The 26,470-nt window shown below is 64.9% G+C and carries 25 protein-coding genes; 10 read left to right on the top strand and 15 right to left on the bottom strand.

From position 1 onward, the window contains the following. Positions 1–85: 85 nt before the first annotated feature. Together ACAW63_RS15560 and ACAW63_RS15555 are read right to left on the bottom strand one after the other, a co-directional pair. Positions 86–2,809 (bottom strand): LuxR C-terminal-related transcriptional regulator, encoded by a 2,724-nt coding sequence (locus tag ACAW63_RS15560; protein ID WP_371226574.1) that lies wholly within the window; start codon positions 2,807–2,809, stop codon positions 86–88. Next, positions 2,810–5,518: a LuxR C-terminal-related transcriptional regulator gene (locus ACAW63_RS15555; RefSeq protein WP_371226572.1), complete on the bottom strand. Its 2,709-nt coding sequence runs from the start codon at positions 5,516–5,518 to the stop codon at positions 2,810–2,812. 163 nt (positions 5,519–5,681) lie between these two features. Here ACAW63_RS15555 and pabB point away from each other — a divergent pair, with 163 nt between their 5' ends. Then, positions 5,682–7,025 carry an aminodeoxychorismate synthase component I gene (gene pabB / locus ACAW63_RS15550; protein WP_371226570.1) on the top strand — a complete coding sequence of 448 codons (1,344 nt, stop codon included), beginning with the start codon at positions 5,682–5,684 and terminating at the stop codon, positions 7,023–7,025. A 72-nt stretch (positions 7,026–7,097) separates the two neighbouring features. Here the strand turns inward: pabB and thrH are convergent, their stop codons facing one another. Then, positions 7,098–7,715: a bifunctional phosphoserine phosphatase/homoserine phosphotransferase ThrH gene (gene thrH, locus ACAW63_RS15545; protein ID WP_275607696.1), complete on the bottom strand. Its 618-nt coding sequence runs from the start codon at positions 7,713–7,715 to the stop codon at positions 7,098–7,100. A gap of 188 nt (positions 7,716–7,903) precedes the next feature. Here thrH and ACAW63_RS15540 point away from each other — a divergent pair, with 188 nt between their 5' ends. The 3 genes from ACAW63_RS15540 (at position 7,904) to ACAW63_RS15530 (ending at position 10,328) form a co-directional block, all read left to right on the top strand. Further along, complete coding sequence (locus ACAW63_RS15540) at positions 7,904–8,638, top strand: phosphoadenylyl-sulfate reductase (RefSeq protein ID WP_370601293.1); 735 nt, start codon at positions 7,904–7,906, stop codon at positions 8,636–8,638. An 85-nt stretch (positions 8,639–8,723) separates the two neighbouring features. Continuing rightward, complete coding sequence (locus tag ACAW63_RS15535) at positions 8,724–9,068, top strand: hypothetical protein (RefSeq protein ID WP_371226567.1); 345 nt, start codon at positions 8,724–8,726, stop codon at positions 9,066–9,068. Between the two features lie 75 nt (positions 9,069–9,143). Then, on the top strand, positions 9,144–10,328 hold the full coding sequence (locus tag ACAW63_RS15530) for an MFS transporter (RefSeq protein WP_371226565.1): 1,185 nt from the start codon (positions 9,144–9,146) through the stop codon (positions 10,326–10,328). 50 nt (positions 10,329–10,378) lie between these two features. Here the strand turns inward: ACAW63_RS15530 and cysB are convergent, their stop codons facing one another. The 5 genes from cysB to ACAW63_RS15505 form a co-directional block, all read right to left on the bottom strand. Next, positions 10,379–11,353, bottom strand: a complete 975-nt coding sequence (gene cysB / locus ACAW63_RS15525) for an HTH-type transcriptional regulator CysB (protein ID WP_331314069.1) — start codon at positions 11,351–11,353, stop codon at positions 10,379–10,381. Positions 11,354–11,519: 166 nt separating this feature from the next. Next, positions 11,520–12,005, bottom strand: coding sequence for a universal stress protein (locus ACAW63_RS15520; protein WP_371226563.1), 486 nt, complete (start codon positions 12,003–12,005; stop codon positions 11,520–11,522). 94 nt (positions 12,006–12,099) lie between these two features. Continuing rightward, entirely contained in the window at positions 12,100–13,011 is a 912-nt protein-coding gene (locus ACAW63_RS15515) for a 5'-nucleotidase (protein WP_371226561.1), read from the bottom strand. 21 nt (positions 13,012–13,032) lie between these two features. Then, entirely contained in the window at positions 13,033–13,980 is a 948-nt protein-coding gene (locus ACAW63_RS15510) for a putative 2-dehydropantoate 2-reductase (protein ID WP_371226559.1), read from the bottom strand. Next, positions 13,980–14,366 (bottom strand): thioredoxin, encoded by a 387-nt coding sequence (locus tag ACAW63_RS15505; protein WP_371226557.1) that lies wholly within the window; start codon positions 14,364–14,366, stop codon positions 13,980–13,982. The genes ACAW63_RS15510 and ACAW63_RS15505 overlap by 1 nt, the downstream gene beginning before the upstream one ends. Between ACAW63_RS15505 and ACAW63_RS15500 the strand changes: the two genes are divergently transcribed. Together ACAW63_RS15500 and ACAW63_RS15495 are read left to right on the top strand one after the other, a co-directional pair. Further along, on the top strand, positions 14,365–14,784 hold the full coding sequence (locus tag ACAW63_RS15500; protein WP_371226555.1) for a PilZ domain-containing protein: 420 nt from the start codon (positions 14,365–14,367) through the stop codon (positions 14,782–14,784). The two genes, ACAW63_RS15505 and ACAW63_RS15500, sit on opposite strands and share 2 nt — an antisense overlap. A 179-nt stretch (positions 14,785–14,963) precedes the next feature. Further along, positions 14,964–16,040, top strand: a complete 1,077-nt coding sequence (locus ACAW63_RS15495) for a 3-deoxy-7-phosphoheptulonate synthase (protein WP_371226553.1) — start codon at positions 14,964–14,966, stop codon at positions 16,038–16,040. Positions 16,041–16,101: 61 nt separating this feature from the next. Here the strand turns inward: ACAW63_RS15495 and ACAW63_RS15490 are convergent, their stop codons facing one another. Together ACAW63_RS15490 and ACAW63_RS15485 are read right to left on the bottom strand one after the other, a co-directional pair. Further along, positions 16,102–16,386 (bottom strand): GNAT family N-acetyltransferase, encoded by a 285-nt coding sequence (locus tag ACAW63_RS15490; protein ID WP_152222548.1) that lies wholly within the window; start codon positions 16,384–16,386, stop codon positions 16,102–16,104. A gap of 21 nt (positions 16,387–16,407) precedes the next feature. After that, positions 16,408–17,682, bottom strand: coding sequence for a hypothetical protein (locus ACAW63_RS15485; RefSeq protein ID WP_371226551.1), 1,275 nt, complete (start codon positions 17,680–17,682; stop codon positions 16,408–16,410). Between the two features lie 208 nt (positions 17,683–17,890). Here ACAW63_RS15485 and ACAW63_RS15480 point away from each other — a divergent pair, with 208 nt between their 5' ends. Beyond that, positions 17,891–18,580, top strand: a complete 690-nt coding sequence (locus ACAW63_RS15480; protein WP_371226549.1) for a crotonase/enoyl-CoA hydratase family protein — start codon at positions 17,891–17,893, stop codon at positions 18,578–18,580. A gap of 176 nt (positions 18,581–18,756) precedes the next feature. Continuing rightward, the gene (locus ACAW63_RS15475; RefSeq protein WP_371226547.1) at positions 18,757–18,942 is read left to right on the top strand and encodes a hypothetical protein; all 186 of its coding nucleotides are present in this window, start codon (positions 18,757–18,759) and stop codon (positions 18,940–18,942) included. A 95-nt stretch (positions 18,943–19,037) separates the two neighbouring features. On the opposite strand, the gene ACAW63_RS15470 is transcribed toward ACAW63_RS15475, so the two are convergent. Further along, complete coding sequence (locus tag ACAW63_RS15470; RefSeq protein WP_371226545.1) at positions 19,038–19,535, bottom strand: macro domain-containing protein; 498 nt, start codon at positions 19,533–19,535, stop codon at positions 19,038–19,040. 278 nt (positions 19,536–19,813) lie between these two features. On the opposite strand from ACAW63_RS15470, the gene ACAW63_RS15465 reads away from it, so the two are divergent. Together ACAW63_RS15465 and ACAW63_RS15460 are read left to right on the top strand one after the other, a co-directional pair. Next, complete coding sequence (locus ACAW63_RS15465) at positions 19,814–20,035, top strand: hypothetical protein (RefSeq protein WP_275607709.1); 222 nt, start codon at positions 19,814–19,816, stop codon at positions 20,033–20,035. Between the two features lie 107 nt (positions 20,036–20,142). Next, complete coding sequence (locus tag ACAW63_RS15460) at positions 20,143–21,114, top strand: magnesium and cobalt transport protein CorA (protein ID WP_371226542.1); 972 nt, start codon at positions 20,143–20,145, stop codon at positions 21,112–21,114. Between the two features lie 183 nt (positions 21,115–21,297). Here the strand turns inward: ACAW63_RS15460 and ACAW63_RS15455 are convergent, their stop codons facing one another. The 4 genes from ACAW63_RS15455 to ACAW63_RS15440 form a co-directional block, all read right to left on the bottom strand. Next, positions 21,298–22,035: an amidotransferase gene (locus ACAW63_RS15455; protein WP_275607711.1), complete on the bottom strand. Its 738-nt coding sequence runs from the start codon at positions 22,033–22,035 to the stop codon at positions 21,298–21,300. Between the two features lie 204 nt (positions 22,036–22,239). Next, positions 22,240–22,794: a cysteine hydrolase family protein gene (locus tag ACAW63_RS15450; protein WP_371226540.1), complete on the bottom strand. Its 555-nt coding sequence runs from the start codon at positions 22,792–22,794 to the stop codon at positions 22,240–22,242. Between the two features lie 168 nt (positions 22,795–22,962). After that, the gene (locus ACAW63_RS15445) at positions 22,963–25,107 is read right to left on the bottom strand and encodes a 3-hydroxyacyl-CoA dehydrogenase NAD-binding domain-containing protein (protein WP_371226538.1); all 2,145 of its coding nucleotides are present in this window, start codon (positions 25,105–25,107) and stop codon (positions 22,963–22,965) included. Positions 25,108–25,122: 15 nt separating this feature from the next. Then, positions 25,123–26,328 carry an acetyl-CoA C-acetyltransferase gene (locus ACAW63_RS15440; RefSeq protein ID WP_371226536.1) on the bottom strand — a complete coding sequence of 402 codons (1,206 nt, stop codon included), beginning with the start codon at positions 26,326–26,328 and terminating at the stop codon, positions 25,123–25,125. Positions 26,329–26,470: the final 142 nt, after the last annotated feature.

The following is a 26,470-nucleotide window of genomic DNA, read 5'->3' as shown; positions in this document are numbered from 1 at the left end:
TGCTTCGCGTCCTGATCTCCAAGCTACTGACCCGCCCCCCACCTGCCAGCCCATCCAAGGGATGGCGCAAAACCCACCGCCTGACTCAGGCTTCGCTGAGCAAACCCAGGCTCTTGCCCTTGAGTACCGCCTGGGTCCGGCTGCGCACACCGAGCTTGGCGAACAGGTTGTGCAGATGCCACTTGATGGTGGCCTCCGACAGATGCACCGCCTGGGCAATATCCCGATTCGACAAACCTGCCGCCACGAGCCGCAGGATCTCCCGCTCTCGATGACTAACATCTTGATTTTCATCGAAACTTTCAGGGTCGACGGAGAGCCGTCGGCACTGCTCGCGGAGCATTTCCGCCACCCCTTGCCAGGCGGCGGCACGCTTGGGTTCGGCCGTCTTCCAGGCCTCCCACAGCGGCAGCAGCCACAGAGCGTCGTCCTGGAACAGCCGGCGGTAACCCAGGTTCCACGCCTCTTCCAGCGTCGGCGCGAACAAGGCAAAGGCTTTTTCGCTGTTACCTTTCTGCCAAAACGCCACAGAAAGTAACAACGACAAACGCAACCGCCGGTCGCGCTGGTAGGGCGAGGTGAAGCCTGCCAGACAGGCCTCCAGACGCTGCTGCGCGCGTTCGGCATGGCGCTCGGACAACGCCAGGCGTGCCTCGGCCATCACCAGCGCGGCCTGGGCGTCGGCGTAGCGCTCGGTGGAAAGTCCGGAGAGATGCCGCGCCAATTGCAGGCACACCCGCTCCGCCTCGTTCGGACGGCGCATCCACAACAGCAGCTGCACCTTGCAGCCCATGGCCAGCGCGTAGACCCGCTCATAGCCCGGCGACTGCAGGTCGACCAGCCATTCGTCGAGCTGGGCCAACCCCTGTTCGGACTCGCCGGCGAAGAAGCGCGCCTTGGCCATCACCAACTGGCCACGGCTGAGCAGCTCCACGGGCGTGGCGACGTCGCGCCAGGTGGTCGCCAACGGCAGTTCGGCGAGGATCGCGGCATGCCGATCCTGCTCGTAGAGAATGTCGGCATAAGCCAGCGACAGCGGACCGCCGACCCGGCTGCGGCGGCCGAACACCCGCTCCACCCGGCCACGCGCGCTCTCGGCGATGGTGCGGCCGCGCTCCAGTTCGCCGCGCTCCTTGCAGATCAGCGCCTCGATCATGCTCGCCACCACCTGCAGGTACTCGCTGTCGGCCATGCGCAGGCATTCCCGGGCGACACCGATGGCGCTCGCCGCCTCGGCATAATCTCCCAGCAACGCGTAGGCCGCCGCCTGGATGCACGACAGGCTGGCGCGGAACACCGGCTGGTTGCCCGGCACCAGCGCCAGCCACTGGCGGGCCACCTTCAGGCAACCCTCCAGCTTGTCCTGGTAGAGCAACACCAGCGCCTTGAGCACCTGGGCCACCGCCAGCAACTCGGCCAGGCCGAAGTTGCGCACCTTGCCCTGCCCCTGCAGCAGCCGGACGCTGAGCTCTTCGATCAACGCCTCGGCCTCGGCGAACTTCTGTTCGAAGGCCAGCTGCCAGGCATAGAAAATCTGGAACACCGGATGCTCGCGGATCACCTCGGCAGGAATGTTGCCGAGCATGCCGAGGATGCCATAGACGCGGTTGCCGGCGATCAGCTTGGCTCCCTGGCGCTCCAGCAGGTCGGCAGCGAATCCATAGTCGCGGGCGCGCAGTGCATACTTGATCGCCCGGTCGGCCAGGTCGTGGCTCTCGCACCAGCGCGCGGCGGCGTGCAGCAACGGCGTCGGGTCCGCGTGCCGGGCCAGCCGACCCTGGAGGAACTCGGCGAACAGGTGGTGGTAGCGGAACCATTCGCGCTGGTCGTCCAGCGGGATGATGAACAGCTGCTCGTTCTGCAGCCGCATCAGCATGTCCAGGCCATCGCGGCGGCCGGTCAGGGCATTGCACAGCTCGGCGCAGAACTCGTCCAGCACCGAGGTCTGGTCGAGGAACTGCTGAAGCGACTCAGGCAGGCTGCGCAGCACATCCTCGGCCAGGTAGTCGGCGAGGTCGCGCTCGGAGCCGGACAAGCCCTTGAGGAACACCGCGCGATCCGGATGCCGCGCCAGCGCCAGCGCCGCCAGGTGCAGCGCGGTGATCCAGCCCTCGGTGCGCTTGTGCAGCAGCTTGAGCTCGGCGTCGCTGAGCGACAGCCCCTTGAGTTCGATGAGGTAGGTGTCGGTCTCTTCGCGGGTCAGGCGCAGGTCATCGCCGTTCAGGCAGAAGGTCAGCGGCGCGAGGGCCGGCTCATCGACCAGGAAGCGCGGCCGATAACGGGTGCTGGTGACCAGCCGCACGTTCTCCGGCAGGTGTTCGATCAGGTAGCGCGCACCATGTGCCAGGGCCGGATGGCGGATCTGGTGGAAGTCGTCGAGGATCAGGTACAGCGGGCCGTCGAGCCGCTGCAGGTCGGACAGGAAGGCATCGATGATGCCCTCCAGCGGCAGGGTCATATCCGACTGCAACAGGTTCGAGGTGTTGACGCCGAAGCCTTCCTCGACGCTGCTGATGCTCGCCACCAGGTACTGCACGAGGCGCTGCGGCTCGCTGTCACCTTCGTCGCAGGACAGCCAGGCCACCCGCGCCCCGCTCTGCTGCAGGCGCTGGCGGAACAGGCTGAGCGCAGTGCTCTTGCCGAACCCCGCCGGCGCGCTGAGCACCAGCACCCGCTGCTGGCGGGCGGCGAACAGGCGATCGATCAGCGCGCGGCGCGGCAGCAGCACGCTGCTGTCGGTGCGCGGCGGAAACAGCTTGGTACGCAGCAGCGGCATCGGCGGCTGCGGCAGGGAGGTCAGGGTCGTCATTCAGAGCAGACTCAGCTCGCGGGCACGGCGGATCGCCTGGGTACGATTGCGTACCTTGAGCTTCTCGTAGATGTTGTGCAGGTGCCATTTGACGGTACCGAGCGCCAGCGACAGCTGTCGGCCGATCTCCTCATTGGAGAGCCCCTGCGCGGCCAGGCACACCACCTCGCGCTCGCGGTCGGTCAGACCTTCCTCGAGCGCCTCGGGCGACCTGCGTGCTTCCTGCCCCGGCCAGACGGTCAGCAGACCGCGAATGAACGCCTGCAGGGCCGGTTGTCGCTCAGTGGATTCGAGCTGCTGCAACAGCTGGCGAATCCCCTCACCTTCTTCGATGAAAATGCTCCGCACCCCTTCCCGCTCGGCGCCCACCAGGCATTGCCCGAGCAGGCTGTGGGAGCGCTCCTGGTACCCCAGGCGCTGGTAGCTCAGCGCCGCCAGCAGGTCCAGGCGCAGGCGCTGCAGACCATGCCAGCCCGGCTGCAACATGCCGCGCAGCTGGGTGATCTCGTGCAGCGCCTCGCTGAAGTGCCCGCGCGCCTGCAGCAGGCGCACGCGGCTGATGCCCAGCACCCAGAGCACCGGGTTGAACGGCATCTGCTTGTAATGACTGGCGAGCTTCTGCCAGTCGATGGCCTTCAGGCGCTGCTCGGCGCGTTTGCAGCGATCGGTGGCCGGTTCCTGCAGGATCAGGTTGATCTCCTCGCCCACCGCCATGGCGAAGAAACGCCAGGAGTGGTTGCGCGAGGCCAGGGTCTGCATCAGCCCGAGGGTGCTCAACGCCTCCTTGCCGCGCCCCTGCAGGCGCTGGATACGCGCCAGGCATTGCATGCCCTGGGCGTAGAGATCGATCGGGTTGACCACGTCGACCCGCCCCAACGCCCAGCGCAGGCGCTCTTCGAGGCCGTCGATGTCGGTACGGTAGTAGGCGGTCAGCGCCTCGGCGATGGTCGGCAGCGCCAGGGCCTGGGAGCGCTTGTCGAACAGCGGCATGGCCTGTTGGCGAAGACGCTCGATGAGCAATTGCGCCTGCTTGACCTGGCCCTGCTCCAGCGCCAGCACCACCTCGATGGTCGAGAGCTGCATATGCAGGTAGCGGCCGTCGAGGAAGTGGTTGCGTTGCTGCGCCAGCCCCATCAGCCGCCTGGCCTGGTCGGCCTGTCCGCGCACCACCTGGGCGAAGGCGGCGATCAGCAACACCGCACCTTCGAGGAACGCGGAGTTGCGCCCCAGCTGGCTCTCGACCTTCCGGGCCAGGGTGATGCACTGCTCCAGGTCGTCCTTCTGCAGCGCCAGCACGGCCTTGACCGCCAGCGCCGAGAGATACTGGTCGCCCATCGGGCCGCTGCCCTTGTGGTCACCCCAGCGCGCCAGCAGCTCATCGATCATGCGATTGGCTTCGGGCAGGCTGAGCTCCGAGGCTCGAGTCCAGACATCGCTGAGCACCAGGATCGGATAGCGCTCGGCGATTTCGTTCGGCACATGGCGACGCCAGCGCGAGATCAGGTACAGCTGGCCGCGGTTGATCAGTTCCAGGCCGCAGCCGTCCACCAGCGCTGCGAGCATCTCCGGGTCTTCTGCCAGGCAGGCGTGCTCGATGGCCAGGGTCGGCATGTGGTGGTTGGTGAACCACAGGCTGGCGTTGAAATGCAGTTGCTTGAAGCGCTCCGGATCGCGCTCGCGCAGGCGCGCACGGAGGAAATCGGCGAACAGCTGGTGGAAGCGGTACCACTGGCGGTCGCGGTCCAGCGGCAGGAGGAACAACTGCATGCTGTCCAGGCGCTCCAGCAGGGCCTGGCCGTCCTGACGGCCGGTCAGGGTGTTGGCCAGGTCGCCGCTCAGCCGGTTGGCGATGCCGAGCGCCAGCAGCGCGTCCTGGATATCGCCCGGCAGGCGCTCGAACACCACCCGCAGCAGGTAATCGCCCACCGCGGCCTTGTCGGCACTCAGCGGCTTGAGGTCTTCCGGCGTGTCCGGCTGCTGGCGCAGCCACAGGCTGACCAGGTGCACACCGGCCACCCAGCCTTCGGTCTGGTTGTGCAGACTCTGCAGGCAGGTGTCGTCCAGTTGCACACCGTCGCGGGCGAGGTATTCGCGGGTTTCGTCTTCACTCAGGCGCAGCTCGTCCTGGCCGATCTCCAGCAACAGGCCCTTGGCGCGCCAGGTGGCAAGGTTCAGCGGGGGTTGCGAGCGGCTGCCAATGGCCAGGGTGAGTCCGGGCGGCGCATACTGCACCAGGCGATTGAGGCCAGTGAACACGTCGGCGTGGCTGATCGCATGAAGGTCGTCCAGCACCAGCAGCACCTTGTGCTCATGGCGCGACAGTTCGATCAGCAGGCTTTCCATCACCGCCACCACCGGCACGCGCATGGTGTTCTGCAGGTAACCCTGGGCATCCTCGCCGATGCCCGGCACGGCACCGGACAGCGCCTGGATGAGCTTCAGGCAGAAGCGGCCGGGGTCGTCATCCTGTTCTTCGAGCGAAATCCAGGCGACGGCTTCTCCCGTCAGTTCCCGCGCCCTGGCCAGCGCCGCGAGGGCGGTGGTCTTGCCAAAACCGACCGGCGCGGTGAACGAAAGCACGGAGGCGTATGGATGACGATCCAGAGCATTCTGGAGTCGGGGACGAATCAAATAATCAGCAGGCACCTGAGGGGGTGTTAATCTGGAGCGCGAAAGGCTGCCGGCTGCGGGCTCAAGTACTACATCCACGGCCTGTATCCCTGTGTCATTATCGTTGTGGTACGGAGCATAATCCCCGCGGGATAATTCAATTCTTAGCAGAATGCGTTTCCTACGTAAACTGAAGAAATGGCTCTAGGATCGACGATTCAGACGATCTGAAACCTCCCATTCGCCTTGCACGCTCTCACTCATGCCTCACTGTTTCATACACCCTCTTCCCTATCAGGAAGACCCTGGTGACCGCTTCGCCTTGATCCATCGCGCACCTGGCGCCGTTCTCCTGGATGCCGGCCGCCCTTTCGCCACCCGTGGACGCTATGACCTTCTGAGCGCCTGGCCATTGGCAGAACTGGCACCGACCGCCGACGAATCGGCCAAGCACTTTTTCGCCCGGGTAAGAAGCGCGCTGCAGAGCCTTGGCGAAGCCCGGCTGCCGGACGAGCGGAAGCTGCCATTCGTCGGCGGAATCATCGGTTATCTGAGCTACGACTTCGGCCGTCGCATCGAACGCCTGGCCGCTCCCGCACTCGACGACCTCGACCTGCCCGATGCCCGCCTCGGCCTCTATGCCTGGGCACTGCTCACCGACCATCAGGAGCGCACCAGCCAGCTGGTGTTCCACCCGGCACTGGCAGCGAGCGAGCGCGAGCGACTGATCGCGCTGTTCGAGAGCGACGCCCACGCCGGGACGCTGCCGCCCTTCCGCCTCGGTTCGCCGTTCAGACCGGACCTCCCACGCGAGCAGTACCGCGACGCCCTGGACCAGGTGCACCGCTACATCCTCGACGGCGACTGCTACCAGGTGAACTACACCCAGCGTTTCCGCGCGCCCTGCAGCGGCTCGCCGTGGCTGGCCTACCGGGCGCTGCGCGAAGCCTGCCCGACGCCCTTCGCCGGCTACCTGGAACTGCCCGAAGGCGCAGTGCTGAGCCTGTCGCCCGAGCGCTTCATCCAGCTCCACGGCCGCCAGGTGGAAACCCGCCCGATCAAGGGCACCCGCCCGCGCGGCATGACGCCAGAGGCCGACCAGGCCAACGCCGAGACCCTGCTGGCCAGCGAGAAGGACCGCGCCGAGAACCTGATGATCGTCGACCTGCTGCGCAACGACCTGGGCCGCAGCTGCCGCCCCGGCAGCGTGCGGGTGCCGGAACTGTTCGCGCTGGAGACCTACCCCAACGTCCACCACCTGGTGAGCAGCGTCACGGGCGAGCTGGCGGACGGCAAGGACGCCCTGGATCTGCTCGAAGGCAGCTTCCCCGGTGGCTCCATCACTGGGGCGCCGAAGGTACGCGCCATGCAGATCATCGACGAACTGGAACCAACCCGACGCAGCATCTATTGCGGCAGCCTGCTCTACCTCGACGTGCGCGGCGAGATGGACAGCTCGATCGCCATCCGTACCCTGCTGGTGAAGGACGACCAGGTCAGTTGCTGGGGCGGCGGCGGCATCGTCGCCGACTCGGATTGGCAGGAAGAGTACGAGGAGTCGCTGACCAAGGTGGGTGTGTTGCTGCGGACCCTGGAAAGCCTCTGAGCCGGGGGGCTCCTACAAAAAGCCGGCAAGAAAAAGCCCCGCATTCGCGGGGCTTTTTCGTCACAGCCACTCTTACAGGCTGAGCTGACGGTTCGACGCCTTGAGGAACTCCTTCTTCAGGTCCTCATAGGTGTGTACCGCCGGGAATTGCGGGAATTCGCGGATCACGTTGTCCGGCGCATGGAACAGGATGCCGGCATGGGCCTCGCTGAGCATGGTAGTGTCGTTGTAGGAGTCGCCGGCGGCGATCACACGGTAGTACAGGCTCTTGAAGGCGATGACCGACTGGCGCTTCGGGTCTTTCTGGCGCAGCTGGTAGCCGACCACGCGGTCGGTCTCGTCGGTGATCAGCTTGTGGCACAGCAGGGTCGGGAAACCGAGCTGGCGCATCAGCGGCTGGGAGAACTCATAGAAGGTGTCGGAGAGGATCACCACCTGGAAACGCTCGCGCAGCCAGTCGACGAACTCCACCGCGCCTTCCAGCGGTTTCAGGGTAGCGATCACTTCCTGGATGTCGGACAGCTTCAGGCCGTGCTCGTCGAGGATGCGCAGACGCTGCTTCATCAGCACGTCGTAGTCCGGAATATCGCGAGTCGTCGCCTTGAGCGCATCGATACCGGTTTTTTCAGCGAAGGCGATCCAGATTTCCGGAACCAGAACCCCTTCCAGGTCGAGACAGGCGATTTCCACGAACGATTTCCCCGCAGGTTTGACTTGAGAGGCGGCACTCTAGCCGCTCGCCCGGGACGGCGCAACGCGGCACTTATACCCAAAAACCACAGTGCACCTTTCCGAAGGTTATTTAGGGGCATATCCACCTCTTTGCTACCATCCCGGCAAAGAGCGCCCCGCGCCACCAAAACTAGGAATACCGCCTGATGAGCCATCCGTTCGACATCGCGGAAATCGCCGCGAGCTATGCCAGCAAATCCCCCCAGGACGTTCTGAAGTTCGCCTTCGAGCACTTCGGCGACGACCTGTGGATCTCCTTCAGCGGCGCCGAGGACGTGGTGCTGGTGGACATGGCCTGGAAGCTCAACAAGAACGTGAAGGTCTTCAGCCTGGATACCGGGCGCCTGCACCCCGAGACCTACCGCTTCATCGAGCAGGTGCGCGAGCACTACGGCATCGCCATCGAAGTGATGTCGCCCGACCCGCGCCTGCTGGAAGCCTTCGTCAAGGAAAAGGGCCTGTTCAGCTTCTACAAGGACGGCCACGGCGAGTGCTGCGGCATCCGCAAGATCGAGCCGCTCAAGCGCAAGCTATCCACCGTCACCGCCTGGGCCACCGGCCAGCGCAAGGACCAGAGCCCCGGCACCCGCAGCCAGGTCGCGGTGGTGGAACTCGACAGCGCCTTCTCCACCCCGGACAAGCCGCTGTACAAGTTCAATCCGCTGGCCAACATGAGCAGCGAGGAAATCTGGGCCTACATCCGCATGCTGGAAATTCCCTACAACAGCCTGCACGAACGCGGCTTCATCAGCATCGGCTGCGAGCCCTGCACCCGCCCGGTACTGCCCAACCAGCACGAGCGCGAAGGCCGCTGGTGGTGGGAAGAAGCCACGCAGAAGGAATGCGGGCTGCACGCCGGCAATTTGATCAGCAAGGCCTGAGGCCTTACCCTCGGCTGACGGAAATTTCCTAGTCAGCCCGCAGCCCAGGATCGGATGCCTGCTCGCCTGCGGCGGAGCCGATCCCATGCGCATCACCCTGGTGAAAAAGGTCCTGGCCGACGGCCAGGACTGCCGCAAGTGCCGCGAAGTCCACGAGCGTCTGGAGAAAGGCGGTTATCTGGACCGCATCGACCGCACCCTGGTCGCCGACGAGCGCAACCCCGCCAGCGCCGGCTGGATGGTTGCCGCGCAGTACGGCGTGGACACCGCCCCCTTCTTCATCGTCCGCCAGGATGACGGCCGCGAGGTCGTCTACACCGTATTCATGAGCTTCCTCCACGAAGTGCTGGAAGGCCGCGGCGAGCTGCCGCTGGACTCCCGCGAGGCGCTGGCGGAGCTGGCCAGCCGGGGCGATCTCGACCGTCTCTGAACCGGCGCACTTGACGCTTTCTTGATTCTCTCCGGGCAATACTGAACGCCCCTGTAGCGCACAAGGATGTCGGCCATGCCCGACGGTTCGGAACCTTCCCGCCCCCGCATCCCCGGCACCGTCTGGGCGCTGGGCTTCGTCAGCCTGTTCATGGACGTCTCCTCGGAGCTGCTGCACAGCCTATTGCCGCTGTTCTTGGTCGGCAGCCTGGGGCTGAGCATGGTCACCGTCGGCCTGATCGAAGGCATCGCCGAGGCCAGCGCGCTGATCGTCAAGGTGTTTTCCGGCGCCATCAGCGACTTCCTCGGCCGGCGCAAGGGCCTGGTGCTGTTCGGCTACGGCCTGGCCGCGCTGTCCAAGCCGCTGTTCCCGCTGGCCACCTCCGGCGAAGCCATCTTCACCGCGCGCCTGCTCGACCGCATCGGCAAAGGCATTCGCGGCGCCCCACGCGATGCGCTGATCGCCGATGTGGCGCCGCCTTCCATCCGAGGCGCCTGTTTCGGCCTGCGCCAGTCGATGGATACCGTCGGCGCCTTCGCAGGCCCCTTGCTGGCGATCGCCCTGATGCTCTGGCTGGGCAACGACCTGCCACTGGTGTTCTGGTTCGCCTGCCTCCCGGCAGGCCTCGCGGTGCTGGCGATCATCTTCTTCGTCAAGGAGCCGGAGCATGCCGCCGGCCGTCACCGCTTCCGCTCGCCGATCCATCGCGACGCGCTGCGCAGCTTCCCGGCGCGCTACTGGTGGGTGGTCGGGATCGGCGCAGTGTTCACCTTGGCCCGCTTCAGCGAAGCCTTCCTGGTGCTGCGCGCACAGAACCTGGGTCTGCCGATGGCCTGGACGCCGGTGGTGATGGTGGTGATGTCGCTGCTGTTCATGCTCTCGGCCTACCCGGTGGGCTGGTGGTCGGACCGCACCGACCGCACCGGCCTGTTGGCCATCGGCATGCTTCTGCTGGTAGCGGCGGACCTGCTGCTGGCCTGGGCGGACTCCACTCCCTTGATGCTGATTGGCGTGGCTGTCTGGGGTTTGCACATGGGCTTCACCCAGGGCCTGCTGGCCACCCTGATCGCCGACACCACGCCAGCCAACCTCAAGGGCACCGCCTTCGGCGTGTTCAACCTCGCCAGCGGCCTCGCCATGCTGCTGGCCAGCGTGCTGGCCGGCTGGCTCTGGCAGAGCTTCGGCGCCAGCTCCACCTTCCTCACCGGTGCGGGCCTGGCCTTCGTGGCGCTGCTGTTGTTGCGCTGGCGCATCCGCTGAAATGAAGAAGCCCGGCAGATGCCGGGCTTCTTCGTTGGAGCGAGCAGTAATCAGTAAACCGGCAATTCGATGCCGTCGAACAGCTCGTCGAGCTCGGTCTTGTTGTGGCACTGCACGGCCTTGGAGAGCAGGTCGCGGGTCAGGTGCGGGGCGAACTTCTCGATGAAGTCGCACATGAAGCCGCGCAGGAAGGTGCCGCGACGGAAGCCGATCTTGGTCACGCTGGATTCGAACAGGTGGCTGGCATCGAGCATCACCAGGTCGCTGTCGAGCTTCGGATCGACCGCCATGTGGGCCACGATGCCCACGCCCAGGCCCAGGCGCACATAGGTCTTGATCACGTCGGCGTCGGCGGCGGTGAACACCACCTTCGGTACCAGGCCACGCTGGTTGAAGGCTTCGTCGAGCTTGGAGCGGCCGGTGAAACCGAACACGTAGGTGACGATGGGCTGCTCGGCCAGCAGTTCCAGGGTCAGCTTCGGCACCTTGGTCAGCGGGTGGCCCTGGGGCACGATCACGCAACGGTTCCAGCGGTAGCACGGCATCATGATCAGGTCGCCGAACAGTTCCAGCGCCTCGGTGGCGATGGCGAAGTCGACGGTGCCGTCGGCGGCCATCTCGGCGATCTGCATCGGCGTGCCCTGGTGCATGTGCAGGGAGACGTCCGGATATTGCTTGATGAAGCCGCTGATCACGCCCGGCAGCGCATAACGCGCCTGGGTGTGGGTGGTGGCGATGGACAGGGTGCCCTTCTTCTCGTTGGAGAATTCCTGGGCGATCTGCTTGATGCTTTCGACCTTGCGCAGGATCTCGCCGGCGGTGTTGATGATCCGCTCGCCGGCCGGCGTGACGCGGGTGAGGTGCTTGCCGCTGCGGGCGAAGACTTCGACACCCAGCTCGTCTTCCAGCAGGCGGATCTGCTTGCTGATGCCGGGCTGGGAGGTATACAGGCTTTGAGCAGTGGCCGAAACGTTCAGGTCGTGGTGCGCGACTTCCCAGATATAGCGCAGTTGCTGAAGCTTCATGGAATTTCCTCGGAAAGAATGTCGCGACCCGCGATCAGGGGCTTATGTTTTATAACCATATTAATGGTTTAAGGAATAAAACTAGACGTTTTTTTTAGCTCTGCATGCCATTCGTCTAAAGCCATACGGAAATTCCGGTCTTATCCGACGCATTGTCACAGTGCGTTCAACGGTGCAGGAGCATCGGCACCAGGTACACCGGCACCTCCGCCAATTGCACCAGACGCCCTGCGGTGCGCCCCAGCGGCGTGTTCAGCCCCTCCCCGTGGCTATGGCTGCCGGCGACTATCAGGTCCACCCCCAGGCGCCGCGCCTCGTCGAGAATCACCATCGGCGGGTCCCCCTGGATGACCCGCACGGAATGGATCAGCTCGGCATCCTGACGCAGCTCCCCCAGCTCGTCGCGGAACCCTTCCATCACGCGCTGCTCGATGCTGCCCATGACGTTGTGCAAGCCATTGGCGCGCATTTCGTTGAGGGTGTTCTCGTCCAGGTAGGTCTGCAGTACCGACTCGGCGAACAGTCCGAGCGGCTCCACGGCGTGTACCACGTACAACTGGGCCCCATAGGCACGGGCCAGCGAGAGGGCGTGCTGGAGGACATAAGGGGCGTAGAGACCAAGGTCGGTGGCGTAAAGAATCGATCGGATCATGCGGCCTCCTCGACTGCCTGCGCGGCGGGCCTATCAGCAGCGTAGCAGCAGAACGCGCGGCGCTCCGCAGGGACCGACTGTCGCGGCCTGGCGGCTATCCGGCGGTCTGCTTTTCGTTGCTCACGCCGTGCGGCACATGCCCGGTGGCGACCACCTCGCGAGCCTTCTCGCAGTGCCCCGCCTGGTCGTCGAAGAACACGTCGGCGGCGAAGGCCTCGAGGAACGCGGCCTTGTCCAGGCCACCGAGGAACAGCGACTCGTCGAGGCGGATATCCCATTCGCGCAGCGTGCGGATCACCCGCTCATGGGCCGGCGCCGAACGGGCGGTGACCAGCGCGGTGCGGATCGGGCAGGACTCCTGCGGGAACGCCTGCTGCACCCGGTTGAGCGCGGCAAGGAAGGGCTTGAACGGTCCGCCGCCCAGGGGCTCGCGGGCGGACTCGCGCTCATGGGTCTGGAACGCCTCCAGCCCGCCCTGCTGGTAGACACGCTCGGAAGCGTCGGAGAACAGCACCGCATCGCCATCGAAGGCGAAGCGCAGTTCACCGCTTGCCTCACGCCGGGTGCCGCCGGACAGGATGGTCGCGGCAGCGAAGCCGGCGTCCAACGCGCTGCGGACGTCGTCGATGTGGGTGGAGAGGAACAGATGACAGTTGAATGCCTTCAGGTAGGGATAGGGACTGCGGCCACCGACGAAGGCGGCGCGGGAAATGCCCAGGCCGTAGTGCTGGATCGAGTTGAACACGCGCAGGCCGGTATCGGCGCTGTTGCGCGAGACCAGGATGACCTCCACCGGCGCGCTGTCCGAGTCGCCGTTGAGCGCCAGCAGCTTCTGTACCAGGGCGAAGGCATCACCGGGCGGCAGCACTTCGTCCTCTCGGGCAATCTGGTACTGGCGATAGGCCTCGACGCCTTCGCGCTCATACACCTGGTGGCTCTCGCGCAGGTCGAACAGCGCCCGCGAGGAAATCGCCACCACCAGCTTGTCGCCCAGTCCCTTCGCCATGTCGCTCTCCGAGGTATCGGCTCAACGAGCCTGGTTGCGCGCGTCGATGAAACGCAGGGCGCGGTAGAGCGCCTCGATTTTCGGCAGTTCGCGCCCGGCCGTGCGCGCAGCCTCCAGGGGCGCGGCGTAGATCGCGCCCAGCTCCAGCGGTCGATGCTGCGCGAAGTCGTGATACATGCTCGGCAGGTAATCCGGCATGGCGTCGGTCGAGGCCAGCATCGCGCCGATTATGTTCGGCGGCAGCGAGTGCCCGCAGGCCTTCGCGCCCGCCACCACCTCCTCCATCAGCTCGGCCACCAGGGCGCGGCTGTCGGGGTTGTCCATGATCGCCCGGGTGCCGCTGTCGAGCAGTACCGAGAGACCGTTGTAGGGGATGTTCCACACCAGCTTCTGCCAGCGCGCATGCTCGAGGCTGGGCATGGCGTTGGAGCCCAGTTCGGCGCTGCGGAACAGCTCGACGCCCTCCTCCACGATCGTCTGGCGCGCCGGTTCATCCGTGGCCGGGCCGGAGTGGTAACCAATGTTCACCGCGCCAAAGGCCTGGTGCTCGACGATACCCGGCGCGCTGCGGTGCACGCAGATGAAGCAGAGGCCACCCAGCAGATGCAGGTGGTCGGGCAACAGCGCCCGCAGTTCGTCCTCGACCGCCAGGCCGTTCTGCAGCAGCAGGACCCTGGCGCCACGGGCGGCCGCCTGGGCGATCAGGGGCGCCAGGCTGGCGTTGCTGGTGGTCTTGGCGCCGACCAGCAGCCAGTCGCAAGGCGGCATGCGCGCGGCGTCGTCATAGGCATTCACCGGAGCCAAGCTCAGCTCGCCGTAAACCTGGCTGTTCAGGCGCAAACCATTCTCCACCACCGCCGGGTACTCGCTGCGCAAAAGGAAATGCACGTCGTGGCCGGCGCGGGCCAGCATCAGGCCATAGAAACCGCCGATGGCGCCGGTTCCAATGATGCCGATTCGCAGATTCATCAAGGCAACTCCTCAGCCGGGCGCGATAGGCCAGCGCGCAGGGCGTCGATCAGGGATTCGGGACGCAGGGCGGCATGGACCGGGCCGAGAAAATGACCGTCGCGTACCAGGAACATCGCCGGGAGTTGGAACACGCCGTAGCGCGCCACCAACCCGCCGCTGCGGCCGGCGTCGATCCAGCACAGGCGATCCACCGGGAGGCCGAACTCCGGCAGTTTCGCCCGCGCCCAGCGACAGGAGGAGCAGCCCTCGCTGGTGAACACCAGCAGCGACACGCCCGGCAGGGAAAGCAGCCGGCGGTCGGCGTCCAGGTCGGTCAGCTCAAGGGCCGGCACTATACTCAAGTGGCCAATACTAGAAAGATTGCGGTCGGAGCATTCCGTCATGCGGCAGTTCCTGCGTCACCCCTGTGACCTTCCGGTTGAACTGGTCATTCGCAAGCAGACCTTCCTGCCGCGCCAGCGCCTGCACAATATCAGCCTCGGCGGTGTGGCGTGCAACTCGCCACGGGGCTTTCGCCGCGGCACGTCCATCGAGCTGCGCATTCCCCTGCTGGGCGACTCGGCGTGCTACCCGGGCGTGGTGGCCTGGAGCCGCAAGCAGAACAGCGATTACATTGTCGGCATCGCCTTCATCGACGAAGACACGCTGTTCCGCGCCCGCATGGTCGAGCAGGTGTGCCAGATAGAGCGCTACCGGCGGCAACGCGAACAGGAGACGGGCGCCGCGCTGTCGTTCGAGGAGCTCGCCCTGGAATGGATCGCGCACAACGCCCAGGACTTCCCATTGTTTTGCGCAGTCTGACGCCGCTCGCGCAGAAAGTCGCGCAAATGCCCGTGGTCCGGGCATTTTCCTGCCAAAGGCCATTGTCGAGCCAGCGTCGGACCGGTTAAGGTTCGGGTTCCCCTTAGCGAATATCTGCCTGCGCCCCATCGCACGGGGATTCCTGGCGGCCGGCACCCGTGACCTGATTGAGTACCACGATGGCTGATTTACAGATCGACGACCTTAACGTTGCCTCCAACGAGACCCTGATCACGCCGGAGCAGCTCAAGCGCGAAATCCCCCTGACCGACGCCGCCCTGCGCACCGTCGCCAACGGCCGCCAGGTCGTCCGCGACATCCTCGATGGCAAGGACCACCGCCTGTTCGTGGTGATCGGCCCCTGCTCGATCCACGACATCAAGGCCGCCCACGAATACGCCGAGCGCCTGAAGGTGCTGGCCGCGGAGGTCTCCGACACCCTGTTCCTGGTGATGCGCGTGTACTTCGAGAAGCCGCGCACCACCGTGGGCTGGAAGGGCCTGATCAACGACCCGTACCTGGATGACTCCTTCAAGATCCAGGACGGTCTGCACATCGGCCGCCAGCTGCTGCGCGACCTCGCCGAGATGGGCCTGCCCACCGCCACGGAAGCGCTCGACCCGATCTCCCCGCAGTACCTGCAGGACCTGATCAGCTGGTCGGCCATCGGCGCACGCACCACCGAATCCCAGACCCACCGCGAGATGGCCTCGGGCCTGTCCTCGGCGGTCGGCTTCAAGAATGGCACCGACGGCAGCCTGACCGTGGCGATCAACGCCCTGCAGTCGGTTTCCAGCCCGCACCGCTTCCTCGGCATCAACCAGGAAGGTGGCGTATCCATCGTGACCACCAAGGGCAACGCCTACGGCCACGTGGTACTGCGCGGCGGCAACGGCAAGCCGAACTACGATTCGGTCAGCGTCGCCCTGTGCGAGCAGGAACTGACCAAGGCGAAGATCCCGCTGAACGTGATGGTCGATTGCAGCCACGCCAACTCCAACAAGGACCCGGCGCTGCAACCACTGGTGATGGACAACGTCGCCAACCAGATCGCCGAAGGCAACAACTCCATTGTCGGTCTGATGGTGGAAAGCCACCTGGGCTGGGGCAACCAGCCGATCCCGAAGGACCTCTGCCAGCTGCAGTACGGCGTCTCCATCACCGACGCCTGCATCGACTGGGACACCACCGAGAAGGCCGTGCGCAGCATGCATGCCAAGCTCAAGGACGTCCTGCCCAAGCGTCAGCGCGGCTGAGGTTTGCGGTAATGAAAAAGCCGGGCATGAGCCCGGCTTTTTCATTTCTGCGATCCGCGAATCAGAGCGCGGTATCGGTATGACGCTGACGGCGTTCCAGGTAGCGCTCCACATAGGAGCACGACGGGATCACGCTGTAGCCCTTGCGCTCGGCGTACTGCAGGGCGTGTTCGGTGAGAGCGGCGGCGATGCCGCGGCCGCGCAGGGTGTCCGGGACGAAGGTGCGGTAGATGTCGAGCGTCTGCTTGCCCAGATCCATATAGGCCAGATAGGCGCGATGGCCGTCCACCGTCGTGACGAACTGGTGGCTGGTTTCATCGTGATGGATGGACAACGACTCACTCACTTGCTCTCTCCTTCTGGGGCCTCACAACATGACCCGCACCTGATTGATCTTGTTCAGGCGGAGGAACATTTCCGCCGAGCCGGTCCCGATCAGGACAGTGATATAGGCTCGACCGTTCTCCACCTTGTGCAGCACACCCTGGTAATAGGCACCATCAAACGTGATGAACTGCAGGCGCTTGCCGGTGTACTGGGCAAGGCTGTCAACATTAACGAACTCATATTGCTGCGTTCTAGCTTCCGACTCAACCGTTTCTTCAGCCGAAACCTTTTGAAGGTCGTTTTCCGGCGTGATTTTGTGTTTAAGCGGATCGACCCAGGTGAAACCCAATTGGGTCACTGCCTCCTGGTTGACCAGAACGCTCGGTCGCAGCATCCCGATGACATCCTTGGGCTCGAAGAACTGTAGACCATCCCAGGCCATCCCCTCGCTGGGAGTCAGTTCGATGCGCAGCGAACGGGGATCGCTCAGGTAGCGGCCGTAGGCCTCGAGCACCGGCTTGTCGAGGGCGATGCGCTGCTGGCGCAGGGACTTGTCGAACTGCTCCAGCGACAGCGCCAGGTAAGCCTTCTGGTCGAGGCCGAGCTTGCTGCGGCAGAACTCGGTGACCCGACGCTGGTACTGGTTGTCGTCCATCTCCACGGTGACCTGCGCGACCCGTGGCGGGTTCACGCGCATGTCGCCCGGACGCTCGGACACGTTGATCAGCGACATGCTCAGGCGCAGGTCCAGCATGTCGCGGGCGTCGTTGCGCAGGTTGAAGGTGAGCCTCTGCGCGCCGGGCTCGAAGCGGTAGGAGAACTCCAGGTCCGATTGCAGAGAGCGATAGCCCATCTGCAGCAGTTCATCGACGCCGATATTGCGGACGTTGCCGCAGACCACTTCGCTCATCGCGGTGAAGGCGCTCTTCTCGGCGGGTACGGCATACAGCTGCTGCACGAACGGGCCGGCCACCTCCAGCTCCACGCCTTGCAGCTCCAGGGCCATCTGCTCGGGCAACTTGCGCTCGGCCAGGCGCTCCTTGAAGCTCAGCAGCTCGCGCAGACCATTGAACTTCAACTGGGCATGGGCCACCTTGAGGCTGTCATGGGCCATGGGCACCCTGATCACGACGTTCTTGAGCCCGACCCGACCGTCGAAGGAAGAGGAAATGCCGCCGTAGCTGATCTCCATCATCGGCGACAGCTGCGCAATCGCGTCATCGACGATGTTGCGCACGGACAGCCACAGCGATGCCTTGATGATCACGGCGATGGCGACCAGGGCCAGGAAGATCCATTTGACGAGTTTCGACATGCAGCAGTCCTTGCGAGAGCGGGAGGCATCACGGGCAATAGTGGCAGCTTAACAGCACTGTCGAACACCCTCCACGACGGCCTCCCGGAAATGCGTACGACTCCCCACAAGCCCCGGATTCCGGGTGACTCACCGGTCAGCCAAAGTGCTTTACGCCCGCCTCCCCCGTCAGTATGTTCTGGCCCACTTCCAACCAAGGACTACCGCCATGAGTGAGCTGATCACCTACCGACTCGAAGACGGCATCGCCACCCTGACCCTGAACAACGGCAAGGTGAACGCGATCTCCCCCGCCGTCATCGAGGCCTTCAATCAGGCGCTGGATCAGGCGGAGCAGGATCGGGCGGTGGTCATCGTCACCGGCCAGCCGGGCATTCTTTCCGGCGGCTACGACCTGAAGGTGATGACCTCCGGCCCGGAGAACGCCGTGAATCTGGTGGCCGCCGGTTCGACCCTGGCGCGCCGCATGCTTTCCCACCCCTACCCGGTCATCGTCGCCTGCACCGGCCATGCGGTGGCCAAGGGCGCTTTCATCCTGCTCTCGGCGGATTACCGCATCGGCGTCGACGGCCCGTTCCAGATCGGCCTGAACGAAGTCGCCATCGGCATGACCATGCACCACGTGGGCATCGAACTGGCCCGCGACCGCCTGCGTCGCTCGGCCTTCACCCGCTCGGTGATCAACGCCGAGATGTTCAACCCGCGTGATGCCGTGGACGCCGGCTTCCTCGACAAGGTGGTATCGGCCGAGCAACTGCAGGACGCTGCCCTGGAAGCGGCACGCCACCTGAAGAAGCTCAACATGACCGCCCACCGCAACACCAAGCTGAAAGTGCGCAAGCAGCTGCTGGAAACCCTCGACCGCGCCATCGAGCAGGACAAGCAGCACCTCGCCTGACTCAAGCGAGAAAGAGCCCGGCCCCGCGCCGGGCTTTTTTATACCTGGGACTTTCATTGCTCCAGCCAACTGTTGCGTTTTTGTAAAAACTCATTAAGCCAAACTGCTATTTTTCAAAAATTATTGCGCATTAACCTATGGATGAACCCAAAGCAACACCATCGGAGGTGTTCATCATGAAACTCAAGGTTATCGCCGCAACCCTCTTCGCCGCTGCCACCACCATCGCCGCCCAGGCCAGCTTCGCCGAGGAATCCCCGCTGATGCAGAACCGCATGCTCAACCTGACCCAGAGCGCCCAGCAGCAACCGGCCGAACAGGCAGCCAGCCACACCGTCAAGGCCACTGCCAAGCAAGGCTGACACCGACCTCGCCCACAGCAGGTGACATCATGCCTTCCAGCCCGATGCGAAAAGCCCGGCTTGCAGCCGGGCTTTTCGAGGGCGACAGGGCGACGTCACTCAGCGGCGGCCACTCCCTTGCGGTAGACCTCGTAGACCACCACTGCGATGCCCAGATCGCCCAGGTAACGCTCCAGCAACGGCTTCACCTCCTTCCAGTCGAGCCCGCCGACACCGGTCGCCAGACAAGGCAGCGCCACGCTGCTCACCCGCTCGCTTCGCAGGTAGCGGGCAAGTTCCTTCAGGCAGTGCCCGACATTCTCCAGCGTCGCCTTTGCCGGTCGCGCGCCGCGTCCGGAACCCTGCATGCCCTGGGTCAGCAGATTGGCGATGCAACGGGTGCCGCCGTCCGCATCGACACCCGACCAGACCCAGATCGAGCCCGGCTCCAGCGCATCCGAATGGGCGGCGTGGCGATAGTCGCGCACCATCGACGGCCAGCGTTCGCGCAGTGCCAGCGCCAGGCCAGAGTCGAAGTGGTCCTGTGGTGCGATGCCGTGCGCGATGACCTGGGCCTTGCTCAGCAGAATGTCGCCTTCAACGTATCGAATCATGAAGCGCTCCTTGTGTTTCGAATGTCCGTGGCAGCGTCGCGCTACCCCCTGACTCCCAAGGTACGCCCGGCGGCCTCCCCATTTTTGACGCGGGTCAAACGCCCATGAACGCAGCCCAGCTCTCGCAAACTTCCGAGTACCCCGTCCGCACGCCAAGACGGCATGCGCCCCGGCCCGCCATCAATTTCCCTGATACTCGAAAGCAACCGGCTTCGTTATTCAACGGACAGAGCGACGGCGACACTGAGCCATCGCTTCCAGCTGCCCGAGCCATCCGCATGAATCGCCAGGCCCACCGCTACGCTCGCAACGGCGCCCTCGCCGCTCTGGGGCTCTACACCATGGTGATCCTGGTGGTCATGGCGCTGGCCGCCGGCTACGACAGCGTCCGTCGCGCACCGGTGGACAATGTCGACAGGGCCGGGCTCTTCACCCGCATCAACCAGGCGCTGCCCGTGGCACTGCAAGGCCTGCAGAGCGCCCTGAATCCCCACTCCTGATGCCTTTCGGCTGGCGCAGCCGGCGAGCTTGTCCAACACTGTCCGCGTGAGAGTCTGCGTCGTGGGACGAACTGTCCCGCGCGCCAGCCAGTTGCGGGGGGTTCACCATGGGCCGTGTCATCGCATCCGCCGTCTACAGCAAGGGCCGCAAGGTCTCCGATATTCCCCTGGAGGACGGTTACCGCTGGGCTTGCCAGCCCGACCATTTTGTCTGGACGGGGTTACAGGAGCCGACACCGGAAGAAATGTTCAACCTGCAGCGGCAGTTCAACCTGCACGAACTGGCTGTCTCCGACGCCCTGGAAAAGCACAGCCGACCGAAGCTGGAGACCTTCGGCGACGCGCTGTTCATGGTGATCTATTCGCCCATCCGCGCTGACAGCCGACTGATGTTCGTGGAAACCCACCTGTTCGCCGGCGTCGGCTACATCATCAGCGCGCGCCACGGCTTCTCGCAGTCCTACTCCCAGGTGCGCCAGCGCTGCGAGGCGCGACCGCTGCTGCTGGCCCACGGCACCGACTTCGTGCTCTATGCCCTGCTGGACTTCGTAGTCAGCAACTACGAGCCGGTGGTGGAAGCCATCCGCGGGGAAATCGAGGAAGTGGAGCAACAGGTGCTGCGCAAATCGCTGACCCAGGAGCAGATCGAGAAGATCTACGGCCTGCGCCGCGAGGTGCTCAAGCTCAAGCACTATGCCGCGCCGATGGTGGAGATCTGCCAGGAACTGCAGCGCCTGGACTTCCCCTTCATCGACAAGCAGATGCGCCCCTACTTCCGCGATGTGGCGATCCACGTGAATCGCCTGCTGGAAGATCTCACCACCCTGCGCGACGTGGCCACCCAGACCATCGAAGTCGGGCTGGCGCTGGAGTCTTCACGGCAGAGCGTGGTGCAGCGCAAGTTCGCTGCCTGGGCGGCGATCCTCGCGTTTCCCACGGCCGTGGCCGGCATCTACGGGATGAATTTCGAATACATCCCGGAGCTGCGCTGGCACTACGGCTACTTCCTGGTCATGGGCCTGCTGGTGCTGGGGTGCGTCGGGCTGTACATCAGCTTCAAGCAGGCGGAGTGGCTCTAGCCAACGACGCATGGACGTTGTACGCCGTTTGACCGTGATCTCAGGGCACTCCGCTCTCGATCCTGGCGCCGACCACGAACCAAGGTGTATCGGCGTACAACCGCGAACGGTTGTACGCCCTACGCCCCGGGAAAACGAAAACGCCGCTCGAAGGAGCGGCGTTTTCATGGGGCACGGCGGGAATCAGGCGGCGTTCTGCTTCTTCTCGCGGCCCTGCTGCACGAAGCGCATCATCCACTCGCCCACCACGGTGCCCTGGTGCGGGCGCGCGAGGCTGTCGATGCCGGACTGGAACACCGGCTCGCTGAAGACGTGCTTGCGCAGTTCCAGGATGGCCTGGGAGTAGTCGCTCTGGAACTCGGGGTGGCCCTGGAAGCACAGCACCTGGTCACCGATGGCGTAGGCCGCGTTCGGGCAGAAGTCACTGGAAGCGATACGGCGCGCGCCATGGGGCAGCTCGGTGACCTGGTCCTGGTGACTGACCAGCAGGGTCAGGCCATCGCCCAGCGACGGGCTCATCCACTCCGGCTGTTCCTCGATGCGGTAGTCGTGGATGCCCACGCCCCAGCCCTGATCCGCACGCTCGGCCTTGCCGCCGAGAACCAGCGCCAGCAACTGGTGGCCGAAGCACACGCCCAGCAGCTTGTCACCGCGCTCATAGAGCTTCAGCACGTAGTCCTTTAGGGTCTGGATCCAGGGATCAGTGCCAAACGAGTCCGCCTTGCTGCCTGTCACCAGGTACGCGTCGAACTTCTCATCTTCGGGCGGATAATGCCCTTCCACCACGTTGTAGACCTTGAACTCGGCCGGAACGGGTTGCTTGGCGAACAGTTGCTGGAACATCCAGCCATAGCCTTTGTACTGGTCGATCAGCTCGGGGCGGAGGATGTCGGTTTCCAGAATGCAGATGTGCAACGACATGCAGGGGTGATTCCTGGGGGGTTAGCGGCTGATAAGAATGGTTATCCTGGCACTGATGGAACGCGCGTGAAAATTACGCCCTATTTTTTCACCACGCAAGATGCCGTGGCCGATTCTTGCGTAGGAATTTCAGGGGAAATACCGGAAAAACCGACTTCCTTCAATTGCACGGACGCACAGGGGTGACGGCCGGTTGGCAAGGATTCAGCTCAGGGACAGCGCTCGCAGGATCGAGTTCGCGTCCAGCACCTGGGCATATTCGCCTTGCAGGTTGGCCAGGGACATGGCGTGGACCTCTTCCGCGCTGCGCAGCACGCCGTTGAAATCGCGCTTGTCGAAGGCAAAGCAGGCGTCTGCCACGACCTGTGTGACGAAGCCCAGGTTGCCCGCCGAACGCGCCGTGGCCTCCACCGAGTTGTTGGTGCTGACGCCGCAGATCACCACCGAGTCGATGCCGCGCACCCGTAGCCAACGCTCCAGGCCGCTGTTGACGAAGGCATCGGGGACGTTCTTCTCCAGCACCTGTTCGTGGTCCAGCGGTGCCAGCTCCGGCTGGAACTCCGCCCCCGGTTGCCCCGGCCAGAATGGCGAGCCCGGTGTACGGGAGATGTGCCGGATATGCACCAGCGGCCAGCCGGCCTGGCGCCAGGCCGCCAGCAGGGCGCCGATGCGGTGCTCGGCCTGCAGATTGTTGCGCGGCTCAGGGCTTTCGCGCATGCCTTGCTGCTGGTCGATGATCAACAGGGCGGGAACGGTCATCGGTGCGGTCCTTGCGAGTCGGAAGGCGCCATCCTACGGCTTGCACCGGCAAGAAAAAACCGGCCACCAGGGCCGGTTTTGTGAAATGACGACTTGTAGGAGCGAGCTAGCTGCGAACGGCCCCGCAGCGGGGGTGGATCGCGAGCAAACTCGCTCCTACACGTACGCTCAGAACTGCTCGTTGCGCGCCGCCTTCTCCAATAGCAGCGCTGGCGGCAGGAAGCGCTCGCCGTACTGCTCGGCCAGGTACTCGGCGCGGGCGATGAAGTCCTTCAGGCCGTACTGGTTGATGAACTGCAGCGCGCCGCCGCTCCAGGCGGCGAAGCCGATGCCGAAGATCGAGCCGATGTTGGCGTCGGCGGTGGAGGTCAGCACGCCCTCCTCCACGCAGCGTACCGTCTCGATGGCCTGCACGAAAAGGATGCGGTCGCGCACGTCCTCGGCGGAAATCTGTGCGTCAGCCTTCTCGAAGCGCTGCTTCAGCTCCGGCCACAGGTGCTTCCTGCCATTGGCGGGATAGTCGTAGAAGCCGGCGCCGGCAGCTTTGCCAGGGCGCTTGTACTCGTTGACCATCAGGTCCACCACGGCGAAGGCCGGGTGCTTGGGCAACTGTTTGCCTTCGGCCTCCAGGTCCTTGCGGGTCTGCTCGCGGATATGGCTCATCAGGCTCATGGACACTTCGTCGCTGATCGCCAGGGGGCCCACCGGCATGCCGGCCTGGCGCGCCTGGTTCTCGATCATCGCCGCCGACACACCCTCGCCGAGCATGGCCAGGCCTTCGTTGGTGAAGGTGCCGAACACGCGGGAGGTGAAGAAGCCACGGCTGTCGTGGACGACTATCGGGGTCTTCTTGATCTGCAGGACGTAGTCGAAGGCGCGAGCCAGGGTAGCATCGTCGGTCTTCTCGCCGCGGATGATTTCCACCAGCGGCATCTTGTCCACCGGGCTGAAGAAGTGCAGGCCGATGAATTTCTGCGGCTGCGCCACGGCTTCGGCCAGGCCGGTGATCGGCAGGGTCGAGGTGTTGGAGGCGATCACCGCGTCCGGCAGCGCGGCGGACTCCGCAGCGGCGCTGACCTTGGCCTTCAGGCCACGGTCCTCGAACACGGCTTCGATGATCAGGTCGCAACCTTCGAAGTCGGAATCATTGGCGGTGGGTTTGATCCGTGCGAGGAAGGCGTCGCGCTTCTCGGCGGTCATCTGGCCCTTGCCCACTTTCTTGTCCAGCAGCCCGGCCGAGTAGGCCTTGCCCTTCTGGGCCGCTTCGAGGGAAACGTCCTTGAGCACCACCTCGATGCCGGCGGCAGCCGAGACGTAGGCGATGCCCGCGCCCATCATGCCGGCGCCGATCACGCCGACCTTCTTCGTCTGGGTGACCGGATATCCCTGCGGACGGGACTTGCCGGCGTTGATCTCGTTGAGCTGGAACCAGAAGGTGCCGATCATGTTCTTCGCCACCTGGCCGGTGGTCAGCTCGGTGAAGTAGCGCGCCTCGATCAGTTGCGCGGTGTCGAAGTCCACCTGCGCGCCTTCGACGGCGGCGCACATGATCTTCTCCGGCGCCGGGAAGCAGCCCTTGGTCTTGTCGCGCAGCACGGACGGCGCAATGGCCAGCATCTGCGCCACGCTGGGGCTTGCCGGCGTGCCGCCGGGAATCTTGTAGCCGGCGCTGTCCCACGGCTGCTTGGCGGCCGGGTTGGCGGCGATCCACTCGCGGGCCTTGGCCAGCATGTCCTCGCGGCTGGAAGCCAACTGGTGGATCAGGCCGGCCTTGAGCGCCTGGTCCGGGCGCACCTTCTTGCCTTCGGCCAGGTACGGCAGGGCCTTCTCCAGACCGAGCAGGCGCACCATTCGCACCACGCCGCCGCCACCGGGCAGCAGGCCCAGGGTGACTTCCGGCAGGCCGAGCTGGACGTGGCTTTCGTCCAGGGCGATGCGGTGGTGGCAGGCCAGGCAGATTTCCCAGCCGCCGCCCAGGGCCGCGCCGTTGATGGCGGCGACCACCGGCTTGCCGAGGGTTTCCAGGCGACGCAGCTGGCCCTTGAGGACCAGGATGCCTTCATAGAAAGCCTGGGCATGGGCCTTGGTGACTTTGATCAGCTCGTTGAGGTCGCCGCCGGCGAAGAAGGTCTTCTTCGCGGAGGTGATCACCACGCCGGCGATCGAATCCTTTTCGGCTTCCAGGCGCGCCACGGTGGCGGCCATGGCCTCGCGGTACGCACCGTTCATGGTGTTGGCGCTCTGGCCGGGCATGTCCATGGTCAGGATGACGATATTGTCCTGGCCTTTTTCAAAGCGGATGGCGTCGGTCATTTTTATTCTCCGGCCTCAAACCCTTTCGATAATCGTCGCGATACCCATGCCGCCGCCCACGCAGAGGGTGGCCAGGCCGTAGCGCAGGTTGCGCCGTTCCAGCTCGTCCAGCAGGGTGCCGAGAATCATGCAGCCGGTGGCGCCCAGCGGGTGGCCCATGGCGATGGAGCCGCCGTTGACGTTGACCTTGCTCTCGGGCACGCCCATGTCCTTCATGAACTTCATCACCACCGAGGCGAAGGCTTCGTTCACCTCGTAGAGGTCGATGTCCTCGGCCTTGAGGCCAGCCTTGGCCAGCGCCTTGCGGGTGGCCGGCGCGGGGCCGGTGAGCATGATGGTCGGGTCGGTGCTGGTCACCGCGGTGGCGACGATGCGCCCGCGGGCCTTCAGGCCCAGCTCGCGGCCCTTGGCTTCGGAGCCGATGAGCATGGCGGCGGCGCCGTCGACGATGCCGGAGCTGTTGCCCGGCGTGTGCACGTGCTCGATGCGCTCGACGAAGCTGTACTTGCGCAGCGCGGTGGCGTCGAAACCCATCTGCCCCATCATCTCGAAGCTGGGCTTGAGCGCACCGAGGCCTTCGAGGGTGGAGTCGCCGCGGATGAATTCATCGTGGTCGAGCAGGACGATGCCGTTCTGGTCGGTCACCGGCACCAGGGATTTGCCGAACAGCCCTTCGGCGCGGGCCTTGGCGGCCTTCTGCTGGGAGCGCAGGGCGAAGGCGTCCACATCGACGCGGCTGAAGCCTTCCAGGGTGGCGATCAGGTCGGCGCCGATCCCCTGGGGCACGAAGCTGGTGTGCAGGTTGGTTTCCGGGTCCAGCGCCCAGGGACCACCGTCGGAGCCCATGGGCACGCGGGACATGGATTCCACGCCGCCGACCACCACCAGGTCCTCGAAGCCCGAGCGCACCTTCATGGCGCCCAGGTTGACCGCCTCCAGGCCCGAGGCGCAGAAGCGGTTGATCTGCACGCCGGCAACCTGCTCGTCCCAGTCGGCCACCAGCGCGGCGGTCTTGGCGATGTCCGCGCCCTGGTCGCCCACCGGGGTCACGCAGCCCAGGACGATGTCGTCGACCTGGGCGGTATCGAGCTGGTTGCGCTGCTGCAGCGCGCGCAGGACGCCGGCCATCAGGTTGACCGGCTTGACGCTGTGCAGCGCGCCGTCCTTCTTGCCTTTGCCGCGGGGAGTACGCACCGCGTCGTAAATGAATGCTTCGGTCATGGCGTTCTCTCTTAGAGTTGTCGTCACGCAGGCGTGGCGTGTCGGCCTACCTTAGCGGCGTGGCGGGCACCGACAATGACCGCAGCGCTCAGGCGCATTGACCGTCACGCTCAACCTCCGACCGGCGGCCTGGAGGCCGGAG

The sequence above is a fragment of the Pseudomonas sp. QE6 genome, assembly GCF_041379005.1.
Classification (GTDB): domain Bacteria; phylum Pseudomonadota; class Gammaproteobacteria; order Pseudomonadales; family Pseudomonadaceae; genus Pseudomonas.
The sequence above is the reverse complement of the archived record's forward strand: the minus strand, read 5'-3'. Positions and strand labels throughout refer to the sequence as shown.

Bases quoted from the DNA above. Each gene is read 5' to 3' on its own strand.
- ACAW63_RS15560 (WP_371226574.1), bottom strand. From the start codon at position 2,809: ATGACGACCCTGACCTCCCTGCCGCAGCCGCCGATGCCGCTGCTGCGT.
- pabB (WP_371226570.1), top strand. From the start codon at position 5,682: ATGCCTCACTGTTTCATACACCCTCTTCCCTATCAGGAAGACCCTGGT.
- ACAW63_RS15540 (WP_370601293.1), top strand. From the start codon at position 7,904: ATGAGCCATCCGTTCGACATCGCGGAAATCGCCGCGAGCTATGCCAGC.
- ACAW63_RS15535 (WP_371226567.1), top strand. From the start codon at position 8,724: ATGCGCATCACCCTGGTGAAAAAGGTCCTGGCCGACGGCCAGGACTGC.
- ACAW63_RS15530 (WP_371226565.1), top strand. From the start codon at position 9,144: ATGCCCGACGGTTCGGAACCTTCCCGCCCCCGCATCCCCGGCACCGTC.
- cysB (WP_331314069.1), bottom strand. From the start codon at position 11,353: ATGAAGCTTCAGCAACTGCGCTATATCTGGGAAGTCGCGCACCACGAC.
- ACAW63_RS15520 (WP_371226563.1), bottom strand. From the start codon at position 12,005: ATGATCCGATCGATTCTTTACGCCACCGACCTTGGTCTCTACGCCCCT.
- ACAW63_RS15515 (WP_371226561.1), bottom strand. From the start codon at position 13,011: ATGGCGAAGGGACTGGGCGACAAGCTGGTGGTGGCGATTTCCTCGCGG.
- ACAW63_RS15510 (WP_371226559.1), bottom strand. From the start codon at position 13,980: ATGAATCTGCGAATCGGCATCATTGGAACCGGCGCCATCGGCGGTTTC.
- ACAW63_RS15500 (WP_371226555.1), top strand. From the start codon at position 14,365: ATGCGGCAGTTCCTGCGTCACCCCTGTGACCTTCCGGTTGAACTGGTC.
- ACAW63_RS15505 (WP_371226557.1), bottom strand. From the start codon at position 14,366: ATGACGGAATGCTCCGACCGCAATCTTTCTAGTATTGGCCACTTGAGT.
- ACAW63_RS15495 (WP_371226553.1), top strand. From the start codon at position 14,964: ATGGCTGATTTACAGATCGACGACCTTAACGTTGCCTCCAACGAGACC.
- ACAW63_RS15485 (WP_371226551.1), bottom strand. From the start codon at position 17,682: ATGTCGAAACTCGTCAAATGGATCTTCCTGGCCCTGGTCGCCATCGCC.
- ACAW63_RS15480 (WP_371226549.1), top strand. From the start codon at position 17,891: ATGAGTGAGCTGATCACCTACCGACTCGAAGACGGCATCGCCACCCTG.
- ACAW63_RS15475 (WP_371226547.1), top strand. From the start codon at position 18,757: ATGAAACTCAAGGTTATCGCCGCAACCCTCTTCGCCGCTGCCACCACC.
- ACAW63_RS15470 (WP_371226545.1), bottom strand. From the start codon at position 19,535: ATGATTCGATACGTTGAAGGCGACATTCTGCTGAGCAAGGCCCAGGTC.
- ACAW63_RS15465 (WP_275607709.1), top strand. From the start codon at position 19,814: ATGAATCGCCAGGCCCACCGCTACGCTCGCAACGGCGCCCTCGCCGCT.
- ACAW63_RS15460 (WP_371226542.1), top strand. From the start codon at position 20,143: ATGGGCCGTGTCATCGCATCCGCCGTCTACAGCAAGGGCCGCAAGGTC.
- ACAW63_RS15455 (WP_275607711.1), bottom strand. From the start codon at position 22,035: ATGTCGTTGCACATCTGCATTCTGGAAACCGACATCCTCCGCCCCGAG.
- ACAW63_RS15450 (WP_371226540.1), bottom strand. From the start codon at position 22,794: ATGACCGTTCCCGCCCTGTTGATCATCGACCAGCAGCAAGGCATGCGC.
- ACAW63_RS15445 (WP_371226538.1), bottom strand. From the start codon at position 25,107: ATGACCGACGCCATCCGCTTTGAAAAAGGCCAGGACAATATCGTCATC.
- ACAW63_RS15440 (WP_371226536.1), bottom strand. From the start codon at position 26,328: ATGACCGAAGCATTCATTTACGACGCGGTGCGTACTCCCCGCGGCAAA.